A 21773-nucleotide genomic window follows, 5' to 3' on the forward strand; every position below is an offset into this window, starting at 1 on the left:
AGCATGCCTGACACCGTCAAAGATTTCCTGATCCGCGGCGCCGATCTGCTTGGCCGCCGCAGGAATTTCCGCCTGGTCGGGCGCGGTTCCGAACTGCGCCAGATCTGCGGGATGCTCATGCGAAAACATGCATCCAACGTGCTTATGGTCGGGCCTGGCGGCGTGGGCGCCTCGTCGATCTGCCTGGGGCTCGAGGCCGCCAAGGCCGATGCCTCCTTGCCGTTCGACATCCTGTCCAAGCGGTTTTTCTGGCTCGATACGGACGGCCTGTTTTCCTCGGGGTCGCACGCACGCATCACTGAAGGCTTCGACAAGCTGCGGCGCACCCTGCTGCGTACGGCGCAATCGGTCCTGGTCATCGACGATTTCCGCGATTTCATCGACGCCGCCCGCAACAACGGCTGCACCCATCTGATCAACGCCATCATGCGCGATGTGATGCAGGGACGCTATCAGAGCATTCTTGAGGCGCGGGACGAAGACCTTGAAATCGTCCTCAAGTGCCATTCGAACATGCGCGAAGTCTTTACCCTGATGGAGGTACGGGAACCCGCCGGCGACGCACTGCGCGAGATCATTTGCGTCGGATCCGAACGGTTGACCGCACACCACCGCGTGCCGGTGTCCGAAGATGCCATAACGGCCGCGCTTGACCTGACGGCCAAGTACCACGTTTCCGACCTGTCTCTGTCGCGCGCCCAACCCGAACGGACACTCAACCTGATCGACCGCGCCCTGACCGCTTATCGCCAGTCGGCCCATGACACGCCGCCGCATCTGGCCAGGCTGCAGGCCACTCTCTCGGAGCTTGACACCGCGCTGGCCAAGGGGGCAACGCCCCAACTCCAGGCGCAGCGCGCCACTCTTGTCGCCACGCAGGCAGAGGCCAGGGCCGACTGGACCGCCAAGATCGACAAGCTGTCTGCGCTGCGGCGTTCCCAGAAGTCCGGCGAGGAATTCTTGCTGGCTCTCGAGGAACATCTTTCGGAGGAACGCGCACGAGCCGAAAAATCTCCTGAACCCGTTGCTGCAGAGCCGCCCGCCTTTTCCGCCCGGCTGACCGGAGCAGGCTTCGGGTCACGCGAAGAGGCACGCATTCAAGGAGAAATCCGCGAAGCCTCCCAGGCGATCGAAGGCAATAAATCCGCCTTCGAGGCGCTGGAAGCCGAGATGAACGCCGGCCTCGAGCTATCGGCACAGGCCGTGACGCTGGAGTTTTCAGCGATTTCGGGCATCCCCGCGGACAAGCTCAATCAGGACGAACGTGAAAAACTGCTGACCCTCGACGCCACCCTGAAAGCCCGGGTCTTTGGCCAGGATCACGCGGTCGACACGCTTGTCGGTGCCGTTCTGATGGCCAATGCCGGGCTCAAGGAGCCGGACAAGCCACAAGGCTCGTTCATGTTCTGCGGCCCCTCGGGCGTCGGCAAGACCGAAATCGCCAAGGCGATGGCGATGGCTCTGAAGGACAGCGAAAAGGCCATGCTGCGCTTCGACATGTCCGAATACATGGAAAAGCACGCCCTCGCCAAGCTGATCGGGGCCCCTCCGGGCTACGAGGGATACGAGGCCGGGGGCATCCTGACCAACTCGGTGCGCCGGAATCCGCATGCGATCATCCTCTTCGACGAGATCGAGAAGGCGCATCCCGACGTCTTCAATGTCTTCCTGCAGGTGTTGGACGATGGCCGCCTGACGGACAACCGCGGGTTGACCGTCAGCTTTGCGAACACGCTGATCCTGATGACGACAAACATCGGCCAACCGTACTTCCTGGATCAGACCCTGACCTACGAAAGCGCCATGTCCGAAACCATGCTGGAGCTGGAAAAGACCTTTCGCCCGGAATTCCTCAACCGTTTCAACGGGCGCCAGAACATCATCGGATTCAAGGCCTTGCCGTTGGCATTGATCGAAAAGATCGCCGCGCGCGAGATCTCCAAGGTCAATACGCGCATCCAGTCCTCTGGCCATGCAGTCTCGATCAAGATGGCGCCCGAGCAGGTCTCGGCCCTGTGCGCCGATCAGTACAACCCTGTCCACGGCGCGCGTGGCATCCCCGGTTTTTTTGCGTCCCAGGTTTATCCGCAAGTGGCCCGCAAGATCCTGTCGAGTCCCGACACCGAAGGCACGCTCGTCATCGGTTATTCTGCGGAAGACGGCGGCCGCGTGGAGCTGACATATGGCTGACGACGATCCGGTAACCCGTGCAGAGCAACTGATCCGCGAACGCAAAGCGGAAAAAGCCGCGCAGCAAGACCGTGGGACGCGGGGTCTTGGCCCCATCGGCTTATTCCTGGATCGTTTCATCGGCACGGCACGGATCGTCTGGCAACGCTACATTCGACCGACCTGGCACGTCTTCAACCGTCCGTTCCGCTGGTATTGGCGCCTGTGCCGCTGGATGTTCCGAAAGTTCGCATTCCGAGGCGAGCAATACAGCAAGCCGCGCGGCGCCGCGGCCTTTGTCGCCTTGTCGCTGTTCACGATCTTCCTGGGGTTTCACCTGGTCGTGCATGCTATTCCCATAGGCGCGCGCTTGGCCTATGACGCGGCCGCAATCACGCTGTTTTCGCGCGAAGAGGTGCTGATCTTCAGCCAGCCTGACCCTGTCGAGGGCCGCCCGGGTGAATTGACCGTCTATGCCTGCCGCAAGTACCCCTGCGAGGCGCAATTCGACTCGGTCGAGTTTCGGATGCGAGACAGCCTCTTTCTGGATGTCCGGTCGTACCTCAAGTACTTCCAGCCACATGACCCCGGCGAACTGGCCGGAGCCTTCGTATCCGAGGAAAACGGCTGCAAGGTCAGGTACTACGGGCGGCGCGTCAAATCGCTCGATATCTACCCGATGATTTTTCGGGCCGTCTGCCAGCCCATCAACGGGTCAAACGCTACGGACGTCCTGGACGGGCTGGCCTCTGCGCGCCTGCGCTGAACCACGCGGCGGAATTGTCCTGGATTGGCCGTGTTTCGCCCCCCTTGCCGATCCAGCGGGCGCAACAGGTTTCAATCGGATACCTGGCAAGCGACTGCGCTTAGCCCGGACGCCGTGATCACCCCTGCAGTGGGCACCCAGGGGCCGCCTCGCGGACCAACAGCCCCCTGGGATCGGCGGCAAGCGGCTCGTACCAGCGTTCGTTCGGCGTCCCGCCTTCGAGAGTGTTCAACGCCTTGATCAGCTCTTCAGGACCATAGCCTTGTGACGTCAATTGGCGGACCGCCTTTTCGAACCCGGCGCGCGTAATCGCGGCGCCTTCGTCCTGACTGTGCAGCAAGGCAAAGCACAGCACTTTGTCGCTATCCCAGGTCAAGACGTATCGGACCTTGTCCTGAGCCGGGTCAGACGCGGGACTGAACCATAATGCGCGGCGCCCGATCCCCGGACGCAGTTGATGGCCGACATATTCCGCCACTTTGGTGTTCGTGGCCATGCCGGCGATGACTTGCCGGGGTGTCTCCGTCAGGTCAAGCGGGTACCATGCATGGTCAACATGCGGGCGGTTGCCGCGAAACGTCCACGGCGGCGACTTGTCGCTGTAGATCACCAAACCCGGCGGGGTCATGTCCACACGCCCGGACCTGGCACAGGCCGTATCCGGGCGTTGAGCTACCAGGGTCACCGCGCCCCAGGGACCAAGAAGAGACTGCGTTTGCACCTGGATATGTCGGGGCGTGCTTCCCGGCAATCCGGGCTCCAGCAATCTGGCCAGCTCATCCACCCCTGTTGTCCCGGCCAAGGTCACCCAGGCACAGCCCCGCGACCCAAGCAAGAGAACCTCCGAGGCTTTGGGATCGTCGAAAATGGCGACCACGGTCCGACGCGTCTGGTAAGGAAAGTCCAGCCAAAACGGTGCCGCTTCGCCGGGTTCTGCCGAAGTGGCCAGGACGGTGGCGAGGCGCTCAAGCAAAGCGGCATTAAGCGGGTCTACGCCGGGCCGTGCCCGCGTCACCAAGGGCCGAAAGCTCGGGTCCGCTGTCGTGGCAATCGCCAGTGAACCGCAGGGATCGTCGATGATGCGCGCCCCCGTCGCCAGCGGGCCTGACAGGGAAAGCTTCGCAGCGCAAGCTCTTAGCCCGGCCTCGCTGAACCATGTCAGGGTGGAAAGCCGATGTTCATCTGCCAGCGCAGTCGCCTCGACAGACCGGGAACGATTGCCGGCGATCACCGCCAGCTCTCCCTGACCTGACACAAGAGCGGTCTTACCCGCCGCATCGTGAATCGCCCAGTCACAGGGCGCCTTGCCCGACAACAACCAGTCAGCCAAGCCGCCGATGACCTCGGCCTCCGGGTCAAGCCTGGCACGACAGAGGAACTCCTGATCGGTGACGCCCCCCCAGAGTTCCTGCACCGGATCCGACTTTGCCTTTTGGGCAATAACAAGGTTTGGCACTGTCGGGCTTCGCCCGGGGCGCAGGTGCAGCGCATGGTAGTCCGGTTTCGCGCGCACGGTGCGCACTACATACCCCAGGTGGCGCCTTGCGGTGTCACAGCTGCGACCGGCCAGGCTGACCAAGACCTGCTCTCCTTGGCGGGTCACGTCCAAAGGCCCGGGTTGCCCCAAATCCAGGCTCAGACTGGTCGGTGACGCACGACTACAGGCGGCAAAGACCCCAGCTTCGGGACCGATAAAGGCCCGCAGGTCTTTGCCACGTTCCAGCACGCCCAACAGAAACCCGGCAACCCAGTCGACCTCACCCGCAGGGACTTGCTCCGGCCAAGCCTCCGGCGTCACCAGCAATCGTGAGTCTCCTTGCGCGGGCTGAACCCACCCCCGCACCAGCAGGTCCGCCGCCTGGTCAAGAATGACAAGCGGCCCCGACGAACGGGCAATATGGCTTTGGTCGGGAACAAACTCGTCGGCGGTGTACTCAAGGTATTTCGCGATCCGGTGCAGATCATCTTCCGGACTCACGGGATCTGTTCCGAGATAGGCAAACCGGCGAATGACCTCCTGTTGCCCCGGCACGTTCAGATGCCTGCCGTCAAAGAAAACGCCCTGTCGTGCCCCAACCGTCAGAAACGCGCCACGCGGCTTGAAATCTGCCACCCCGGGAAGGTCGACCAGCAGAAGCTGGTGGTCGGCGTCTTCAAGGTCGGCCCCGACAAAGCCGCCAAGACGCTCGACCGTCAGATCCGGCGCTTGCCGCCAGATCAGCCGCTCGGCCCCGACCGGCGGGCGGCTGGCGGCTATCAGTGTGCCATCCCCTGTCGCCACGACCTCGAAGGTCCCGATCCCGGCGTCAAGCGCCGGGCCCGACATCTGCGCCAGTCGTGCGGCACGGACGGCGGCACCCGCGGCAATGTCTTCGGCCGGGCCCGACATGGCCACATGCACCGCCCCCCGGAATGACACGACGACGGCCTCTGGCATGTCGTTGGCCAAAAATACCAGCGCCGGGCTGACCGGATGACAGGATACGGCAGACACCGGCGGCCCGAAACGATCCAACCCCGTCAGGGTCATCGCCCCCAGCTCCACAGGGATGTGACAGGGCGTTTCGAATGTCATTGCGGGGGCGAGATCGGCATCAAGACGGTTCAGCACCGACAAAACATCGCGTTCAGGCTCCCCTTCCAGCGAAAAGAGAACGGGCGCCCCAGAGGGCGCCCCGATCATCCAGAACTGGTGATCCGATGCCCCCCAATCGACGCCATCGGCCATGAGGATCTGCCGTGCGGTTCGAATGAAAGGAGACGGCAACGATGTCTCGGACACGTGAAAGGCAGGACCGTTTTCGCCATTGGCAAAGACCGCCTGATGACGGGTCAGGGACGCGCCACCGACAGGGAAGGCCAGCAGCACCGGCGCGACCGGCTCTGCCCATTCGCCCCCCACCAGCGGCGTCACGGAAAACGCCGCCCCGCGGGCCGCGATCCGCCCCAGAAGCACCGAGCGCATCGCCCCTTCGACCTCGGAAAGGTGACCGGTGGCCTGCGTCAACGGCAGGACACCGAGAGAGCGCAGGTCCGTACCGCTGGCAGACCGCGCATAGACCTTGCCTTGGGGCAACTCTCCCGCCGCGATGGCACCGCCCGCAACCCCAAGGCTGAACCGGGCAAGACACAGGGCGTCTGCGCAATCCGCGAAATGGACCCTTGCAAGCCCTGCCGACAAGCCATCTACATGGTCGGGATACTGGCGTGGCGCGTCCTCCAGCACCACGATCCGCACTCCTTGCCCGTCCTGCGGCGCCAAGACCGCCATGCCGTCACCGTGCGACGTCACACCGACAAGCTGGCGGCAATCGGGCCGGCAATAAAGCGTCGCGTCCGGAACGCGATTGTCGCCCGCCGCCTTGCCCAACTCCAGCAAGGCACGTTGTACCCCGTCCCTCACCGCACGCGCGCTCAGGTCTTCCAGCTGTTCGAACAGGCGCGTGTCCAGTTGCAGGGTCGCATTTCGCGGGTTTGCATTGCCTCCGAACAGGTCGAACTGCCGGTAGGAAATGCGGACCGGCGGCGGCGATACCGGAGAGGCCACCTGCGCGTGGCGGCTGCGTTGCAACATGCTCTTGATCTCGGGGCCGGGCGATTTTCGATCCGGGTACTCGATCCAGATCTGCGGTGCCCCAGACCCGTCGACAAGGTTGATGCTGCGCCGTTCCACCGTCGGGCAGGCGGTCTGATCCGGTTGATCGATGACACCGACCACCAGGTCGACCATCATCCGTTTTTCCTCCTCGGTCAGGGGGCGACTGACCTCGGCGGAAACCTCACCCAGCACGCAGTTCAGCGGCTCTGGCACCGTCGGATCGGGGTTTGGCAGGTGAAAGCCCGCCACCCAGGCCAGTTTTCCGCCCGGCCGTGTCACCTGAAGGACGACAAGCCCAACCGGATCGATATATGTCGGAGCCGTGCCGGGGGTGACGACAGACAGGTCGTCCCGCTGTCCGATCCGGTCGCGCAAGGCCTCGACCAGCGCGCCTTTCATCGCATCGCGAACCGGGGCGGGCGTTGTTACGCGCGGGGCCGTCTCGCTCAGTGCCAGAAGATCCAGCGGCTGATCGGCACCCAGGCGATAGAGCAGCCCCACCCCGGACGCCTTGCGGGCGGCGGCGATGCGCCAGGTCACCGCCTGCGGATCATCGCAGGGCGCGGCCGTCTGCGCCGGCAAAAGCTGGGCCGACGGCCAGTTGGCAAGCGCGCCGCGCACCTGCGGCGCGGTCGCAAGCGCCCCGTCGAGATCGAGGCAGGCCCAGCGTCCATCGTCGGCGATGACATGCGCTGGCCCGTCCCGGGTCAGGCGCAGAACGCGGGCGCCGGGCTGCGCCCAAGGGTCGCCGGTTGGCAACCTATCGTTCAGCCTGTCCGGGCTTTCCTCTGCCAACCGGGCAAAGATCGAAACCACACTCTCCATACCCGCCCCGCGCGGCTCTTGCAGGACCAGGGGCAAGGTGACGGCGGTTTGCCCGCCCACAGCAAGCCGCACCAGTTCGGCGGCACAGGCCCCGCCGGGGCCGCACAGCTGCTGGCGCACTTCGGCAACCGGCGGCTCGTTGCGTAGCAGCGTCAGGCGACGTGCCCCGGTTTCCAAAAGGTAGCGCACGGCCGCCGCGATGTTCCGATCATTGGCGAATGCGCCGTCAAGCTCGACCGAACGGCTCTTGTCGTCGCTCAGGAAATACACGATGCGCCCGTTGCCCTCATGACGCGGCAGCGGCGTTTGCCAGGCCTCGTCGACCTCGACTCCGGGGATCGTGACCGCGCTGCCGGTGATCGTCGGCGCGGGGGCGTCGGACGTATCCAGCTCTTTCGCAAGCGCCGGCCAGGCATGGCGCGGCGGCGGTGTCGCTGCAAACCGCGCGATGGCGCCGATCTCATCGACCCCATCCTTGCCAGGCATGAACCTGTGAAACAGCAGTGCGTCACCGGTCGTTTCCGCAAGAAACAGGCTGCGGGCAACAGCTGTGCCGCCGCGATCGACAGTGACCCGTTCGAACAGCTCAAGCCCGCTCTTGTCCGGGTTTTCGAGCATATCCCCGGCCAGCGCCAGCAAGGCCCCCTCCCGTTGCAGCGCCAATGCAAGACCCGTGATTTCCGTCACCTGCGGGTCAGGGCCGAAGTATTCGGGAACCGACAATAGTTCCGGCGTCTGGCATTTCCGGAACGCGGACGTCCTGACGCCGACAGCCTGATCTGTCACGAAACGCACCCGTACGCCGGGCGCAGCACCGCCCCGGAAGTTCCTGACCTCTAGTACGTAACTGGGGTCTCGTCCGGAAGTTTCCCAGACAACACGTGAATAGCGGCCGTCGGCGTCATCGTTACTGGCAATCAGATTTCCATCGGGCGTGTAGACACATATGTAGGGATCGGCTCTCTCTGCGAATTCGGACAAAGAAACCTGGACACGATGACTTCCGCGGGGAACATCAAGGTCAACCCAAAGCGACTCTTCACCTGTTTCCTGGACGGCAGCTTCGGGGGCATCAGCGGTCAAGCCAGCATGCCGCTTCTCTCCGATCACCATTTCTTTTCCGACCGCTCTCCGAATGACCATTCGCCCGGGCACACCATTGGCATCACCGATGGCATAGGCCCAGGCACTGATGGCCGGGTCGTAGTCGACGATCCGCACCTTGTGATAGGTCTCGGGCGCCTGCGGGATCCGGTCATAGAGTTCCAGCGCCACGTCCCGTTCCAGCATCGCGGTGCCCGGTCGACGCAATACCTCTGCAAGCGCTTCCCAACGCTCGCCCGTCCAGCGGTACGGCCACAAGCCCGTAGGCCGTTCCACGAGCATCCGGGCGTCATCCAGCACCTCGACCGCCCGCACGTCCTTCGTCAGAACGCCGACCGCCGCCGTCGCCCGGGCGTCGTCCATCCGGTTCCCCGCCTGGCGGATCGTCCAGGCAGCGTGTTCGGACCGCAGGGACCAAAGCCGCCCGCCCGAGGGGTGCGGCCCCTCCAGCGCCTCGATCTGCGCGGAAATCGACAACAGCCGCGCGCTCTCAAGACCGGAGGGGTCCGCCCGCCCGTAAACCCGCAGAAACCCGTTCATCATGTCGGACTGGGCGGGGACAAAATCCATGCCGGTGACAAAAGCCATTTCCGATGCGGTGACATGGAACCCATTTATCACATGCGCCAGCGCCAATCGCGCCTTGTTCTCTGCGCCCGCCAGGACAAGGGGATAGTACCCGCCCGGCACGGCGCTCAGGGCGCGCGCGCTCTCTCCTGGCGCACAGCCCTCTCCCCCAAGATTGCCCGGTGCAAACCGGCCCGAGAGGCGGTCGTCGATCCAGACACCGCAACCGAACTCGGACTCAGGCCCAAAGCGCACGCCAGAGGTGCAGCCGGTCTCGCAAGGTATGATCGGAGGAATGGGTGTCGGCGTTGGCGGAACCGGGGTCGGCTCGGGGTCTTCGCCCCCGCAGCACCAGGGTGGCGGCGTCACCGGCGGGTCAATGGGCGGGTCCATCTTGGACACCCGCTCGAATCCCTTTTCGCCGCTCTTGGACAGGATCTCCGCCGTGGCGAGGCGCTTGCTCTCGGGGTCGAACCGCGCAAGCGTGCCCTCGTCGCAATTCCACAGCGCCCGCACCGATTGCAGGACCGTTTCAGGATTGTCGATGTCCCCTTTGCGCATCCCGGTCAGCCAGAAGATCTTGGACTTCATTTCTCCCCCGGGAACCGGGGCGGCGGAGGTACCACACGCGGCCTCGGGGTCCAGCGCGCCGCGCATGGCGATCAGCAATTCGTCCACCCGCTGAAACCCGATCAGGCCACGCAGGCCGTGATCGGCCTGTGCATCCACGATACGGGCCCGCAGCATCAGCCGGCCGTAATCGCCGTCAGGCTCTTCGGGGCGCACGCCCATCTCGCTGATCAGCGCCCCATGAAAACTGATGATGTCCCGGCGCAATTCGGCATCCAGATTCGACAAGCCCGACAGCGGGCGCCCATCCGGCCCGGTGATACGGCAGGGTTCATAGAACCCGCGACGGGCGACTTTATCGCCGCTGTACAGGTAGACGATATCGCCCCGACCGGCGGCACAGCCGCCACCTTCGGCGATGGTCCCGCCCTGCAACTGGCTGTAACCCGCTGGCAAGAGCGACAAGGTACGCCCCAGCGGTTTGCCGTCGGGGGCGAAATGGCCATCGGCAATTCGCGCCACAGCGACCTTCTCCTCGTCCGGCGTGCCGCGCGGGCCGGTACCGATCTGGACCAATCCGGCAGCGTCACCCTGCAACGGCAGGAACCACAGTTCGGCAGTCTTGACGCCCAGGATGCCGGGGGTTCCACCCGGGGGAACCTCTGCCGGCTCCCCCTGATCGGGGGCAGGCGCATCGGCAGAGTCGCCCAGACCATCGCCCGGGTCGCTCGCACCGGTGCCCTCGGCGCTTTCGCCCATGTCGCCGTCACCATCGCCGCCCATGCCATCGCCACCGGACCCGAAATCGCCAAAGGGATTGATGGTCACATTGCCGCTCAGCAGTGCGGCCAGGGCCTTGTCCAGGTTTTCGAAATTCGGCGTCAGCAGATCCTTGATGAGATCGGCGATCTTGTCTGGGTTCAACGCGTCGAGGCCCGGAAAGACAACGGTCAGCCGCAGTCCCAGCACGCTGAGCCGCGTCCGCAGAAGGTTGGTGCGCGCCATCAGATCCGCGGCAAATGCATCGAACCCAGCCACGGACATGCTGGTCTTTGCCATCGCCTCGGGCCGTGAAAAACCGGACTGGGTGCGCACGGCGCCGTCGCCCTTGGCGAAACCGACATCGAACATCAGCGTGCTGTCGAGAATGCCCTCGTCCAGGTCCAGCAGGAAGGTCCCCGCACCCACCGGCGCACGGAACACCTTGACGTCGCCATCGGCCTCGACCGTCAGGGTCCGGCCGTCCATCTTGAATTCCGATCGCATGGCAAAGATGTCGGACACAGCGCCGCCGATCTCGGCGCGCTGCTCGATCAGGGGGATACCGAGGTCCATCAAGCCCTCGTTGCTGCCCAGCGGGATGATGCTGAGCAGGGTCAAAGAGCCTTCGGTCTCGACCCTCAGTGGCCGTTCGATATCCACCGTCACGCTGCCGCGGTAATTCAGCAGGTAGCTGGCACTGCATTCACCCACGGTGATAGCGGCAAAGATCGACAGCTTGGTGTCCTCGATGGCGCCCCCGTTCGGACAGATCGCAATCGGAGGTATTGGGATCGAAATGCCGTCGGGAAAGGCAATTGCGAAGCGGTTGGGACCTTCGACGTTCAGGCCGTTGTCCGACAGAACGACCGTCGGCGCGCTGATCGCGAAGAAACCGGCAATGTTTGCCTGGCTTTCTATCACCAATTCGGTGGGCAACCCTCCGCTGAGCGGACGCGGATACAGTTTGATGATCTCGATACCATAATCACCGACAAGATCGTTGATGGCCGAGGCCAGTTGCTCGGTGACCTTGCTCGCCAGGACCTCTGCGTCGACATCCACGTCGACCTTCAGGTTACGGTCCAGCGTGATCCTTGCGGGAACCGTTTCACTCAGACCGAGATTGGCAAAACCGGCCTCGGCGGTGACGGCGATCTTGCGCGTGACCGGGTCATAGGCTGGCCGCTTCTCGATTGTCAGTTCAAGAATTGCCAGGTCGATCCGGTCCCCGGCATTCAGAACGCCGGACTGTCCCAGAGCATTGGCAAGGGCCTGCATGACCAGATCTTCGGGATTGGCGCCCTTGGTGTCACACTCCGGCGCGCCGACCTTCGGGAATGCCTTGACGTCCAGGGTGCAGCGCAGGACGAAATTCGCCCGCAAGTCCAGTAGGTCCAGTTGCGCGATAAAGGGCAGCGACAGCACGAATGTCGTGTCATTCTGGGACAGGGTCGCCCCTCCCTCGTAGCGCAGGACCTCGCCGGACAGGCTGCGTGCGAGTTTGCGCGCCAACTCGTTGAGGCAATCGTCATCCTGCGTACTGGGACAGGACAGGGACAGCCTTGCATCGGCAGGATCCGCCCAATGCCGCCATTGCTGTTCGGCCCATTTCACGGCCCGGGTCCTGACCTGGTCCGCCGGGTCGTCACCGCCCGAAAAATCAAGGCTCAGGTCACCCGCGTCGATCAGGGTCGAATTCCACGCGAAATCCGCCTTCAGCGCCAGGCGTTGATCCAGCCAGTCGAACTGGGCGACCATTTCCGCCCCGGTCACGGTGCCGTCGCGGACGTCGGGCCCGGTCAGGGTACCGCAGTCCGCATCGCGGCCCTTCAACCGGCAGGCGACATCCCCGCCCAGCGCGGCATCCAGGGTATGCCGGGTGCCATCCAGCACCGTCCCGCCCCCCTGGGCCAGGGCATCGTAAAGCTCGTCCAGCGAGAGCGCGCTGCCCAGCTCTTTGCTGACCTCATTCACCGCAACCTCGGCCGCTGCTGCGGCCAGGGCCTGCGCGCAGGCGCGGAACTGGCTTTCCAGAGCGTCCAGCCCCGCATCGCCGCTGCCAAAGCGCACCATCCCGTCCAGTGAGACCACGCCCGTCGCCCAGAGCGTCCCCCCGGTCAGTTGACACGCCCCGTCGTCACCGCCGATCCGCCCAAGCAGGTCGGCCCCCATGACCTCGTAATCCGCGATCAGGTCCTCCAGCGAGACCTCGATCCGGGCGGTCACGGCACAATCGGCCAGGTCCATCGAGCTGGCACAGGTTCCCTCGAAGCCAAGCTCGACGCCTTCAACCGATACCACCTCCTCGGGCAAAAGGGCCTCGACCTGGTCTTCGAGACAATCCCTGAGTTCACGAGAGGTCACCTCGCGGTTGCTCCCGTCTCCGGCCCAGACGAAGTCGAGGTTGATGTTCCGCCCGCAGACATTCAATTCTTCGGGCAAGGTCACATAGCAGTCCGAAACCGGCGACCCGGCGGCGACACCGGCCGCACTGCAAGCCCATTCGATCAGCTCTGGCCCGCGCAGCCGGATCGTACCTTCGCTGTTGACCGCACCGCCACAGATCTCTGGCAGGGCGACCAAAGTGCCTTTTTCGATGGTCTGCCCCAACTGAAGCAACGGCGCCGCCGTATTACAGAAGTAATCCGCCCCCTCTTCAAGGGCCGCGCCGACATCTCTGGCCCAGTCTTGCCAGGGGCCGTCTTGCGCCAGCGCCATGTCCTGCAGGTCTCTCCAGGCATCCTGCGCCGCCCCGCTTGGATCGATCGAAATGTCTATGCCGCGCGTGGACAACCTGACACCGTGGATGCGGACACCGCGCGGCATCTGCGCGCTCAACGACCGCTCGATATAGGCGTAAAGTTCCGCATTCTCGGGCCTGTCCGACGGCAGGGTGAAATGCCCGTCACGCAGGGTAACCTCGATCAATCCTTCCACGCGGCGCAACCCGTCGAACAGCGGGCTGCGCGACGTCACCAGGACCTCAAGCTCAAAGACGTCGGTGTCCGCGCTGTCCTGGGTGACGCCCCGCAAGGCCAGTTGCCAGCTGCCGTCGACACTTGTCACGCTGACCTTGCCATCGACCACCAGCCAGGGATCGGGCTGCTCGGGCCTCAGGCAGAAATACCCCAACTGTCCGCGCATCGGCGCCGTCGAGCCGAAATCGACACGATGCACATAGGCGTTGAGGCAAGGTTCCCTGTTGCGACCGGACAGGTTCATGCCCTGGGGCGGCTTGCCCGGTTCGCCCACCTCGGTGAAGACAAGCAGTTCGTCGGGAACGCCACCCAATGCCGCACGCAGCAAATCCCCGGAATCGAAGGTGGGGGCCTTTACATGGACCAGTTCGATCCCCCGGTCCGACGGGACCAGATCGAACACATAGGCGCCCCGCAACTCGGGCAGGCCCAGATCATCGGTCAGCGACCGGAAGGCGCTGGCAGAAACGGAAATGCGCAGGCCGGTGACCACCTCTCCGCCGTGAGTCCGGCGAACCACCGACGCCTCGGCATGTTCAGAGAAAAGATCGCGCAATTCCGTTGCCGCGTCGATCTCTGCCACGCCCCGGGCAAACACCGGCGCGATCTGTGTCAACAGATCTTCTATCGCGGCTTCGGCAAGGGCCAGCGCGATGTCACGGGCCACCTTGTCCGCCTCTTCGAAAGAGGGGCAATCGGCGGCGGGTTCCGACATCGGCACGCTGAGACAGTAGGTCCTGTTCACTGGATCGGGCACGGCAAACCGCAGCTGCAGCCCGTGGTCGGGATCGAAACGGGCATCTTCCAGCGGCGCGAGGTTCAGCGCCCCGAAATCCTGCATCCTCAAGCCCGACGCCTGAACGATGCGCTTCAACTGGGCGGCGACCTTGTCGGGATCTGCCTCGATGCGCGCCTCGGCGACGGCCTTGCGCATTGCATCGCTCAGTTGCAGCCGCACCGCGTCAGGCGAGGTCTCCTCGCCGATGACGATGGTTTCGCTCAACCTGGCCGTCACTGTCGCGACGCCAAGGACCTGCTGCAATTGGTCTGCGCTCGTGGCGCGCTCACCGCAAATCGCCAGTTCCAGGTCCGCTTCGATCCGGATCGCCCAGGTGCCCTCCTCGACCGTCAAGCTTCGGGTCACGCCCTTGGACAGGATGCCCATGTCGAACCCCGGCAACCGATCGGGCCCACCCGTGGGTCCGCATTGGACCTCCTCTCCGGCAAGAGCCACCGCATTGTCGAGCAGCGCCGCCCCTTCAAGCACAATGGCCGCCGTGCTCAGACGGCCGATCAACCCGTCCCCCTTGTCACCCAAGGTCTTCAGCGCTGCCAGCACGCGGTTCGCCGCCGCGATCCTCTGATCCTCTTCGTCGCCCAGCGCCTGGACCGCGATGTCCGACAATTCAGCCCCTGAAAGGACGGGCTCACCCCGTGCCACAAGGCTGCACAACGGCTCCAGCTCCTCGGCCCGTTTGCCGTCGATCAGCAAACCGACCTCGGCCAGCACCGCATCCCCCAGTTGCCTCGCAACAGAGCCGTCACGGTCAAGCCCCGGATCGCTAATCCGGCACAGTCCGGCCAGGGCCTGGTCGACGCCTTCCGCGATCTCGGCAGGAATACGGATACGGTCCAAGGCAGTGCGCACGTCGTCGATCGCATCTTCGCGGATCGTCGCCAATGCGCCCTCGACCAGCGCATCAAGGGCCGCCTTGCCCTCCTCGCCCAGCTTGTCCGAGGCCGCCTGCCAGTCAGCCAGGGTCCGATCCGGGTCCAACTTGCAGATCTCGGCGATCTGCGGAACATCGACGGCCTTTACGAACCTCTCCCAGGCCGCCTGCATCCTGTCCCGAGCACATTCCGGACCAGTGCCCGAGGTGTCGGCGCGCGGGCATCCGGGCAAGGCACGCGGCGCGTCGGCAAGAGCCCTTTCCAACCGCAGGGCCGGGCCGGAGATGGCATCGCGGGCCTGGTCACACAGGGTGTCCAGTTGGTCGGTGACCGCTTGCGCACCACATACCCGCGCCACGGCGGAGAGGCGTTCCGACATCGACCGCAGGCGCTGACGGTCAAGCCCGCCGCGCCGCGCATTCTCCGTGACATCGGCCGCTGCCATCAGGCGCGCGGCCTCTGCACAGGACTCCACTTCGGCGGGAATCGCCTCGACCTTGGCCAGCATCAGCCGCAGGGTCAGGATCCGGGCCTCGAACGCCTCTGTCAGCGCCGCCGTAAAGGCCGTGTCTTGCCGGGCGCTGGCCGTCACCTCTCGGGCCAGCGCGCCGAAAGCGCCGTTCAGGACCTCTCCCGCCTCCGCCTGCGCCGCCTCGGCCAGCCGTTCAAAGGCCGCCACGCAAAGCGCGCCATCCACCCGGGTGGCGGCGATCATCCCGGCCGGCAGGCGTTCGAGGCAGGCCGCCTCCGCTACCGGCGTCGAGAACAGGGTTCCCAGTTCGAGGGCCTGTGCGTCCGCATAGGCGGCGGCAAATCGCATCGCGGCCTCTGCGCGGGCTTCCAGTGCCTGATCCGGATTAACGACCACCTGCAGGGCGTCACTCATCTCCCGATAGTCGGGCACCTGTCCCAACGTGTTACGCAACTGGGCAATTGCCGGTTCACGCTCGATCTGCTGCAAGGCGCGCGCCATCCGCCGCAAGGCCCGGTCCGGGGCTTCCCCGCCCCGGTGTTTCATCCACTCGCGACCGATCCGCGAAACCGCCTCGAAAGCCGTCGGCGCCGCGTTCCGCCACCACAGCTCGACCTCGCGCAGGCTCTCCTCGGTGCGCTCTTCCTCGGGAATGGTCGGCAACGGCAGGCGCGCGGCCAATGACATGCCCGCCACCTGGTGCATCTGCGCCGCGATCTCGGCCGACACCCGCCATGCACGGCGTTCGGCATCGATCAGTTCCGACAGGCAGTCCGTACGCCCCAGCGCCTCCAGGGTCAGGGGCCCCTGCCCACAAAGATCCGCGACGAGCGGCAGGCTGGACTGCAGGTTCTGCATCTCCTGGAACAGGAACATAAGGTCCAGCGAGACCTCCTCTGTCCTCCGGATCATGTCAGGTCGTCCAAGCCCCGCCGCCAGGGCCTGCGTCGAGGCGCGAATGGCCGCGATATCCACGCCTCCCGTGCTTTGTGCAGAAACGGGGGGGACCGGGGCCGCGAACAGGAAGGCACCACAAAGGACGGCACGCGCCATCCGGCGCCAAGTGTCACTTAAAGACAATTTTTCCTCCCTTGGTGGTGATCTCACGTTCCTTGGTTCCACAGGGGCTGTATTGCTGACCATCCTTGCACCGTTGCAATGTGCAGATATCCAGTGGCGCAAGCCCCTGTTCGTCCGTGCTTGCCAGGCTGATCACGTCGTCGACCGTCATGCAGAAGGGCGCGGGCGACCAGAACAGGTCGCCGAACTTCAGGCCCATCCGAATGGTGACCAGGCTGCTGCCACGGTCCGCCACCATCTCTTCGAACACAGGTGTGTTCGCCAGGAAAGGCGTCAGCTCCAGCGGGCCATTGTTGCCGATGAACAGGGCGGCGGACAGCAGGCCGGCCCCGCCGCCTCCGGTTTGCACCGATGTACGGTACTTGACCGGGGCCTGGTCCCTGGTTGCCGACAGTTGCGCCTCGCAGCGTTCCGTGTCGAAACTGGCCCCCATCGCACAGCCCGCCTTGTCCGGCACGGCAACACGCAGCCCCAGGGACATGCGCGCAAGGGCAGACTGCACGTCAGCCTTGTCGCTGAACACTTCGAAGGTGAACATCTGAAAGGGTTTCTTCTCGACACCGCTGTCGGCCCCGAGCTTCAGCGTGATCAGCACGGTCAGGATCACCAGCGCCCCGAACAAGCCGAACAGAAGGTCCATCATGGACATCCAGGCAAATCCGGCGCGCCGCCTGGGCATCTCAGTACTCCCTCTCGAAACGGTAGACCTTGTCGCCGTTTGACTCGAACACCATCGATGCCCGACAAGACGAGAATTGACGGGTCTGGTAATGCCCGCTGGACACGAGTGTCGCCTCGCAGGGCGCCGCATGGACGGCAGGCACATGCAGCGTAAAGCCCATGCAAGGCGCTGCATCGCCCGCCGCCCAGACCGAGAAGGCGACCGGCAAATCATCCCCGTCCGTGCCGAAATGCTCTGGCGCGCTGCGCAATGTGCGCACCTGGAAATCCAAGGACACACATGCCTTTGTTGGTGCTTCGATGCTTGGCGCCTGTCCTAACCGGCTGGCCGCCCCATCGAGGTACACGACCACCAAGTTTTCCATGTCCTTGGGATCGGCGGTAGAGGTCGCCGTCGCCCGTGCGGTCGGTGTCGCCGGCTCCCGGTCGCCGCTCTCAAGGATCTTGCGGTGCGGAGTCAGCGTCACCTTGGCCTTGCGGTCCGTGAGGGCAGCCATGAAGATCATCAAGATGATCGCCCCGCCCAGGGCACAGGTCACCGTATCCAACGTGGAGAGGCCGAAGATTTCCGGCCTGCTCCGGGGGCGTTCGAGATGGCGGAAATCGGACATGGCGGCCTCGTGGATCACTCGCCGTTCTGGTCGAAGAACTGCTGTTCGGGCGCCGGACCCGGCGTGTTCACCAGGGCATAGGGCACGTCTCGCATGTCCCGATCGACCATGCGGTCGATCAGCAGGTTGGAGAGGCTGCGGCGCGCCTTGTCGACGACCTCTCGCACCCCGGATTCCGACCGGACCAGCGCCCAGTAGAGGAGTGCGGAACACAAGAGCGCCATCGAGGTCGTGTCGAAGGCCACGCCCAACCCGTCAACGACAAACTGGATCTTTTCCTCGAACTCGCTCGCCTCGCCGTCCGCTGATCCGGAGAACAGACCCTTGGCACGGACAAGGCTGGCGCTGATCCCGTAGATGGTGCCAAGGAAACCGACGGTCGGCATCAACCACATCAGGTAATGCCCGGTCTCCAACCTGTCGGACAGATCGTTGCCATATTCATAGACCGCGACCCGCATGCGCTTTTCCGCGTCGCCGACACGGCCCGTGTGCGCTCCGGCCTTGAGCACGTCAAGGATGAGGTCCAACGGCCCGACCAACTTGCGATTCCGGGTTGCGCCCAGCAACTTGTCCCGCACCGAGGACACTGTCGCGTTGAACCGCGCGGTCTTGGAGTTCTCGACGGTGAACGGGTCCAGCCGCAACAGGTTGGTCGGGTAGATCGGCTCGCTGCTGTTGCGGTTGTCGCCTTGCACGATGAAGCTGATCGGGTGTTGGGCAACGCGCGGGTCACGCTGTTCAAAGCCGTTCTCGTCCTCGCTCAGCCGAAAGTTCAGATCGACGTTGTATTCATCAACCTCCGGCCAGGACTCGCTTTCGATCCTGCGGAAAAGGCGATTGCGGCGCAGGATTCCCATCGCGATGATCAGCAGCAGCAGGGTGAATTTCTGCACCGGCCCGACATCCGGAGAGATTGCCGCCATGAAACTCATCGGGTGGTCCCGCCACTTGCACGGAACGTAAGTCGGTTTCTCGCCGCTCGAGGCCCCCGGGTCCGGTGTGTCCGGATCCCAGCCGAACGCCGCGATCAACATGGGTTGGCCGGGCTTCGCATCCGGTTTTGGGATCGGCAGTTCGCCGTCCGTGATCGCGCAGGCGGGCGGAATGGCACCAACGGTCCGGCCGGCATATTCCCGGAAAGACAATGCCGCATTGCGATTGCGCATCACGACGTATTGCGTTTTCGTTTCGCCCTGCTCACTGGCCGGCTGGACATCGACCTGCTTGGTCAACCACTCGATTTGAAGACCGGTTGCCGCTTCGGGTCGATAGGCGGTCAGAAAAAACAGCAGGAATAGCGCAAATATCCACGACACCGCGATTGCCGGAATCGCAAAGAACAATGAATTCGCGCGAAGATATTTCTGCAAGCGCTTGTCAAACGTGGATTTGGCGCGCCTGCGCGACTCTTCATAGGTTCTTTCAAACACATGCCTCTCCCTGCGCTATCCGCAGACTGTGAAAATCCTTCCGATCTATGGCCGCAACACGATCTGGCCGAACTGGAAACGCAAGTCGGGTCGTCAATCTATAAGGGATTGCGCAGCCGCCAGCCTGCCGGCCAGTCCCCCGGGTCCGGGTCCGGCGGTCAATTCAGACGCAACCCCAATGGTTCAAGAAGGGCGTCGATCCCCGGCGGAGGATCGGATTCATCGGGGCCGGGTTCGTCCACGCCAGTGGGTCCGACAAGAACGGACACCTCGACGACCTCGCATCTCTGCAATACCGGATTGTTGCCTGCCTCGCGGATCGCGGCCAGCAACCTGTCCATATCGGCATTGGACAGCCTGAGACATCCATGTGTTGCCCGCAGCTTGCCTGACGAGGACAGATCGCCCCCATGTATCAGCAACCCCGTACGCCCGTTGCCTTCTGCAACCTTCGCATCCCCGGACTCGGGTTTCAGCACCAGCGCACCATTGGGTCCGTAGCTGCGGTCGGTATAGGCAGTTCCGGACCCGGTCGACACCATGCGGGGCACGGAATAGCCACCTTCCGGCGTGTCCCCAAAGGGCAATACCGGGCTGCGCGCAGGGTTTCCCTCTTGGGCCGCGCGACCATTGTCAGCTTTTCCGTAAACGGTCAGATCCTCGGTGAGCGTCTCACCATTTGCACGCTTCAACCTCAGGATACCCGCTTGCCAGCGATCCGCAGGCAAATTCACTTCGATCACCAGATCGGTGGAATTGGCCATCCCCCTGCGCGGGAGCAAAGCACCAATCACCCCACCGAATAAAACCCAACGCCTTGTTATCATGGAATCCCCCGAGTCCATCATATATCGATCAATAAGAAAATAACTTCGATTCGCATCAAACACTCTGACAACCATAGCACGACCATCAGTTCCAACAGAGTGTTTTTACGAAACTCATGAGGCGGGACACTGCCAGCGCCTGAATATCCCCGAAAGTGACCAGACAAGCGGTTGCGCGGCGCGCATATTTCGGAACGAACGCAAGGTGGCGGCCTTTGAAATTCGCAACCCCCGCCTTGCCATCGCCACGCGCCGGCGCAGCGAATAGCGCCGCTTTGAGATATTCGCCACAGGGGGCGAGAGCCCAGTGCACCCACCCTTTCGGCGCCACGTCATGCTCCCTTGCCGCGCACGCCGCCTCCTGAACAACCGGGCGGCCAAAGGCCCGGCTGTTGGCTATGATTTTGCATAAAAGCCGCAGAACGACCACGCGCCCGGTCACACGCCTCAAGACATCGGCGACGCGGGCATTTCATTCGGGCGCCGTGTCGGTCCGAAGAAAACCAGCCCACGCTCACTGCGTGGGCTGGTTCATCGGCACAGGCCAGAAAACGGCCTCCACGGAAACCCATTAAGGGTAGAGGCTGGTTCAGAGCGATCCGGTCGCGTTCAGGCAGTCGCCCGCCATGAGCGCCTGCGCCTCGTCGATCAGGGCCTGTCCATCCAGGCCCTTTTCCGCCAGATCCGCGACCCAACCATCATAGACCGGCTGAACGAGCTCGCGCCATTCGGCGGCATCCGCCTCGGAAATCGTGACGATGTTGTTGCCCATGTCCACGGCAACGGCACGGGCCGGCGCGTCCGCATCCGCCTGTGTGCCTCCCGCAAAAACCGAAAATTCCAGCCCGGAATTCTCGTCGATCACCTTTTGCAGGTCCTCAGGCATGGAGGCATAGACATCCGGGTTCATCGCCAGAACGAAAGTCAGTGTATAAAGCGCCGGACCTTCGAACTCGGTGTGGTTTTTCACGAGCTCGGGCACTTTCAGGGCCGAGGTGACCTCCCAGGGAATCGTTGTCCCGTCGATCACGCCCTTGGACAGGGCTTCGGACACCGCCGGCACCGGCATCCCGACCGGCTCTGCCCCGGCCAGTTCGAGCAGCTGGTTGACCAGCCGCGAGCCGCCACGGATCTTCATGCCTTCCAGGTCCGCCGGGGTCTTGACCGGCGTGTTGGTGTGAAACGCACCCGGGCCATGAACCCAGGTTCCCAGCATCTTGACGTCCGAGAACTCGCCATCCTTCATGGCGGAGTCGTACATCTTCCAGTAGGCACAGGAGGCTGCACGGGCATCCGAAACCATGAAGGGCAGTTCAAAGACCTCGGTGCTTGGAAAACGCCCCGGCGTGTAGCCCACAACCGTCCAGATGATATCGGCCACCCCGTCGACCGCCTGGTCGTAGAGCTCAGGCGGAGCGCCCCCCAGTTGCATCGAGGGATAATGCTCGATGGCGATACGACCATCCGAGGCCGCTTCGATTTTTTCGATCCAGGGCAGCAGGATTTGCGCCGGCACCGCCGCCTGCTGCGGCAGCATCTGGTGCAGGTTCAGTGTCACTTCCTGCGCCGCCGCCGGCCCGGCAAGGGCCATGAAGGCGCCAAGGCACAGCGCTCGTCCCGAGCATTGCTTAATGAAAGACATGGTTTCCTCCGCTGTTG

General features: G+C 63.9%; 8 protein-coding genes. 2 read left to right on the plus strand and 6 right to left on the minus strand.

Annotation, left to right across the window (positions count from 1 at the left end; genetic code table 11):
* The first annotated feature begins 3 nt into the window (after positions 1-3).
* Both G9Q80_RS23150 and G9Q80_RS23155 read left to right on the plus strand, forming a co-directional pair.
* Entirely contained in the window at positions 4-2190 is a 2187-nt protein-coding gene (locus G9Q80_RS23150; RefSeq protein WP_088715601.1) for an AAA family ATPase, read from the plus strand.
* The gene (locus tag G9Q80_RS23155) at positions 2183-2935 is read left to right on the plus strand and encodes a hypothetical protein (RefSeq protein WP_088715600.1); all 753 of its coding nucleotides are present in this window, start codon (positions 2183-2185) and stop codon (positions 2933-2935) included. Before G9Q80_RS23150 ends, G9Q80_RS23155 begins: the two co-directional genes overlap by 8 nt.
* Before the next feature lie 118 nt (positions 2936-3053).
* Here the strand turns inward: G9Q80_RS23155 and G9Q80_RS23160 are convergent, their stop codons facing one another.
* The 6 genes from G9Q80_RS23160 to G9Q80_RS23185 all read right to left on the minus strand — a co-directional run bounded on the left by G9Q80_RS23160 (position 3054) and on the right by G9Q80_RS23185 (position 21756).
* The gene (locus G9Q80_RS23160; protein WP_133066421.1) at positions 3054-16394 is read right to left on the minus strand and encodes a hypothetical protein; all 13341 of its coding nucleotides are present in this window, start codon (positions 16392-16394) and stop codon (positions 3054-3056) included.
* 154 nt (positions 16395-16548) lie between these two features.
* Positions 16549-17205, minus strand: coding sequence for a hypothetical protein (locus G9Q80_RS23165; protein ID WP_133066420.1), 657 nt, complete (start codon positions 17203-17205; stop codon positions 16549-16551).
* 37 nt (positions 17206-17242) lie between these two features.
* Positions 17243-17854 carry a hypothetical protein gene (locus G9Q80_RS23170; protein WP_133066174.1) on the minus strand — a complete coding sequence of 204 codons (612 nt, stop codon included), beginning with the start codon at positions 17852-17854 and terminating at the stop codon, positions 17243-17245.
* A gap of 14 nt (positions 17855-17868) precedes the next feature.
* Positions 17869-19227, minus strand: a complete 1359-nt coding sequence (locus tag G9Q80_RS23175; RefSeq protein ID WP_168246586.1) for a MotA/TolQ/ExbB proton channel family protein — start codon at positions 19225-19227, stop codon at positions 17869-17871.
* Between the two features lie 218 nt (positions 19228-19445).
* On the minus strand, positions 19446-20177 hold the full coding sequence (locus tag G9Q80_RS28510) for a L,D-transpeptidase family protein (protein ID WP_157903845.1): 732 nt from the start codon (positions 20175-20177) through the stop codon (positions 19446-19448).
* 526 nt (positions 20178-20703) lie between these two features.
* Positions 20704-21756, minus strand: coding sequence for a TRAP transporter substrate-binding protein (locus G9Q80_RS23185; protein ID WP_043141460.1), 1053 nt, complete (start codon positions 21754-21756; stop codon positions 20704-20706).
* Positions 21757-21773 lie beyond the last annotated feature (17 nt).

Source organism: Mameliella sp. LZ-28 (assembly GCF_012274245.1).
Classification (GTDB): Bacteria; Pseudomonadota; Alphaproteobacteria; order Rhodobacterales; family Rhodobacteraceae; genus Antarctobacter; species Antarctobacter albus.

What these genes read in the sequence shown, in the direction of transcription:
- G9Q80_RS23155 (WP_088715600.1), top strand. Translation starts at nt 2,183, where the DNA reads ATGGCTGACGACGATCCGGTAACCCGTGCAGAGCAACTGATCCGCGAA.
- G9Q80_RS23165 (WP_133066420.1), bottom strand. Translation starts at nt 17,205, where the DNA reads ATGATGGACCTTCTGTTCGGCTTGTTCGGGGCGCTGGTGATCCTGACC.
- G9Q80_RS23185 (WP_043141460.1), bottom strand. Translation starts at nt 21,756, where the DNA reads ATGTCTTTCATTAAGCAATGCTCGGGACGAGCGCTGTGCCTTGGCGCC.
- G9Q80_RS23170 (WP_133066174.1), bottom strand. Translation starts at nt 17,854, where the DNA reads ATGTCCGATTTCCGCCATCTCGAACGCCCCCGGAGCAGGCCGGAAATC.
- G9Q80_RS23150 (WP_088715601.1), top strand. Translation starts at nt 4, where the DNA reads ATGCCTGACACCGTCAAAGATTTCCTGATCCGCGGCGCCGATCTGCTT.
- G9Q80_RS23160 (WP_133066421.1), bottom strand. Translation starts at nt 16,394, where the DNA reads ATGATCCGGAGGACAGAGGAGGTCTCGCTGGACCTTATGTTCCTGTTC.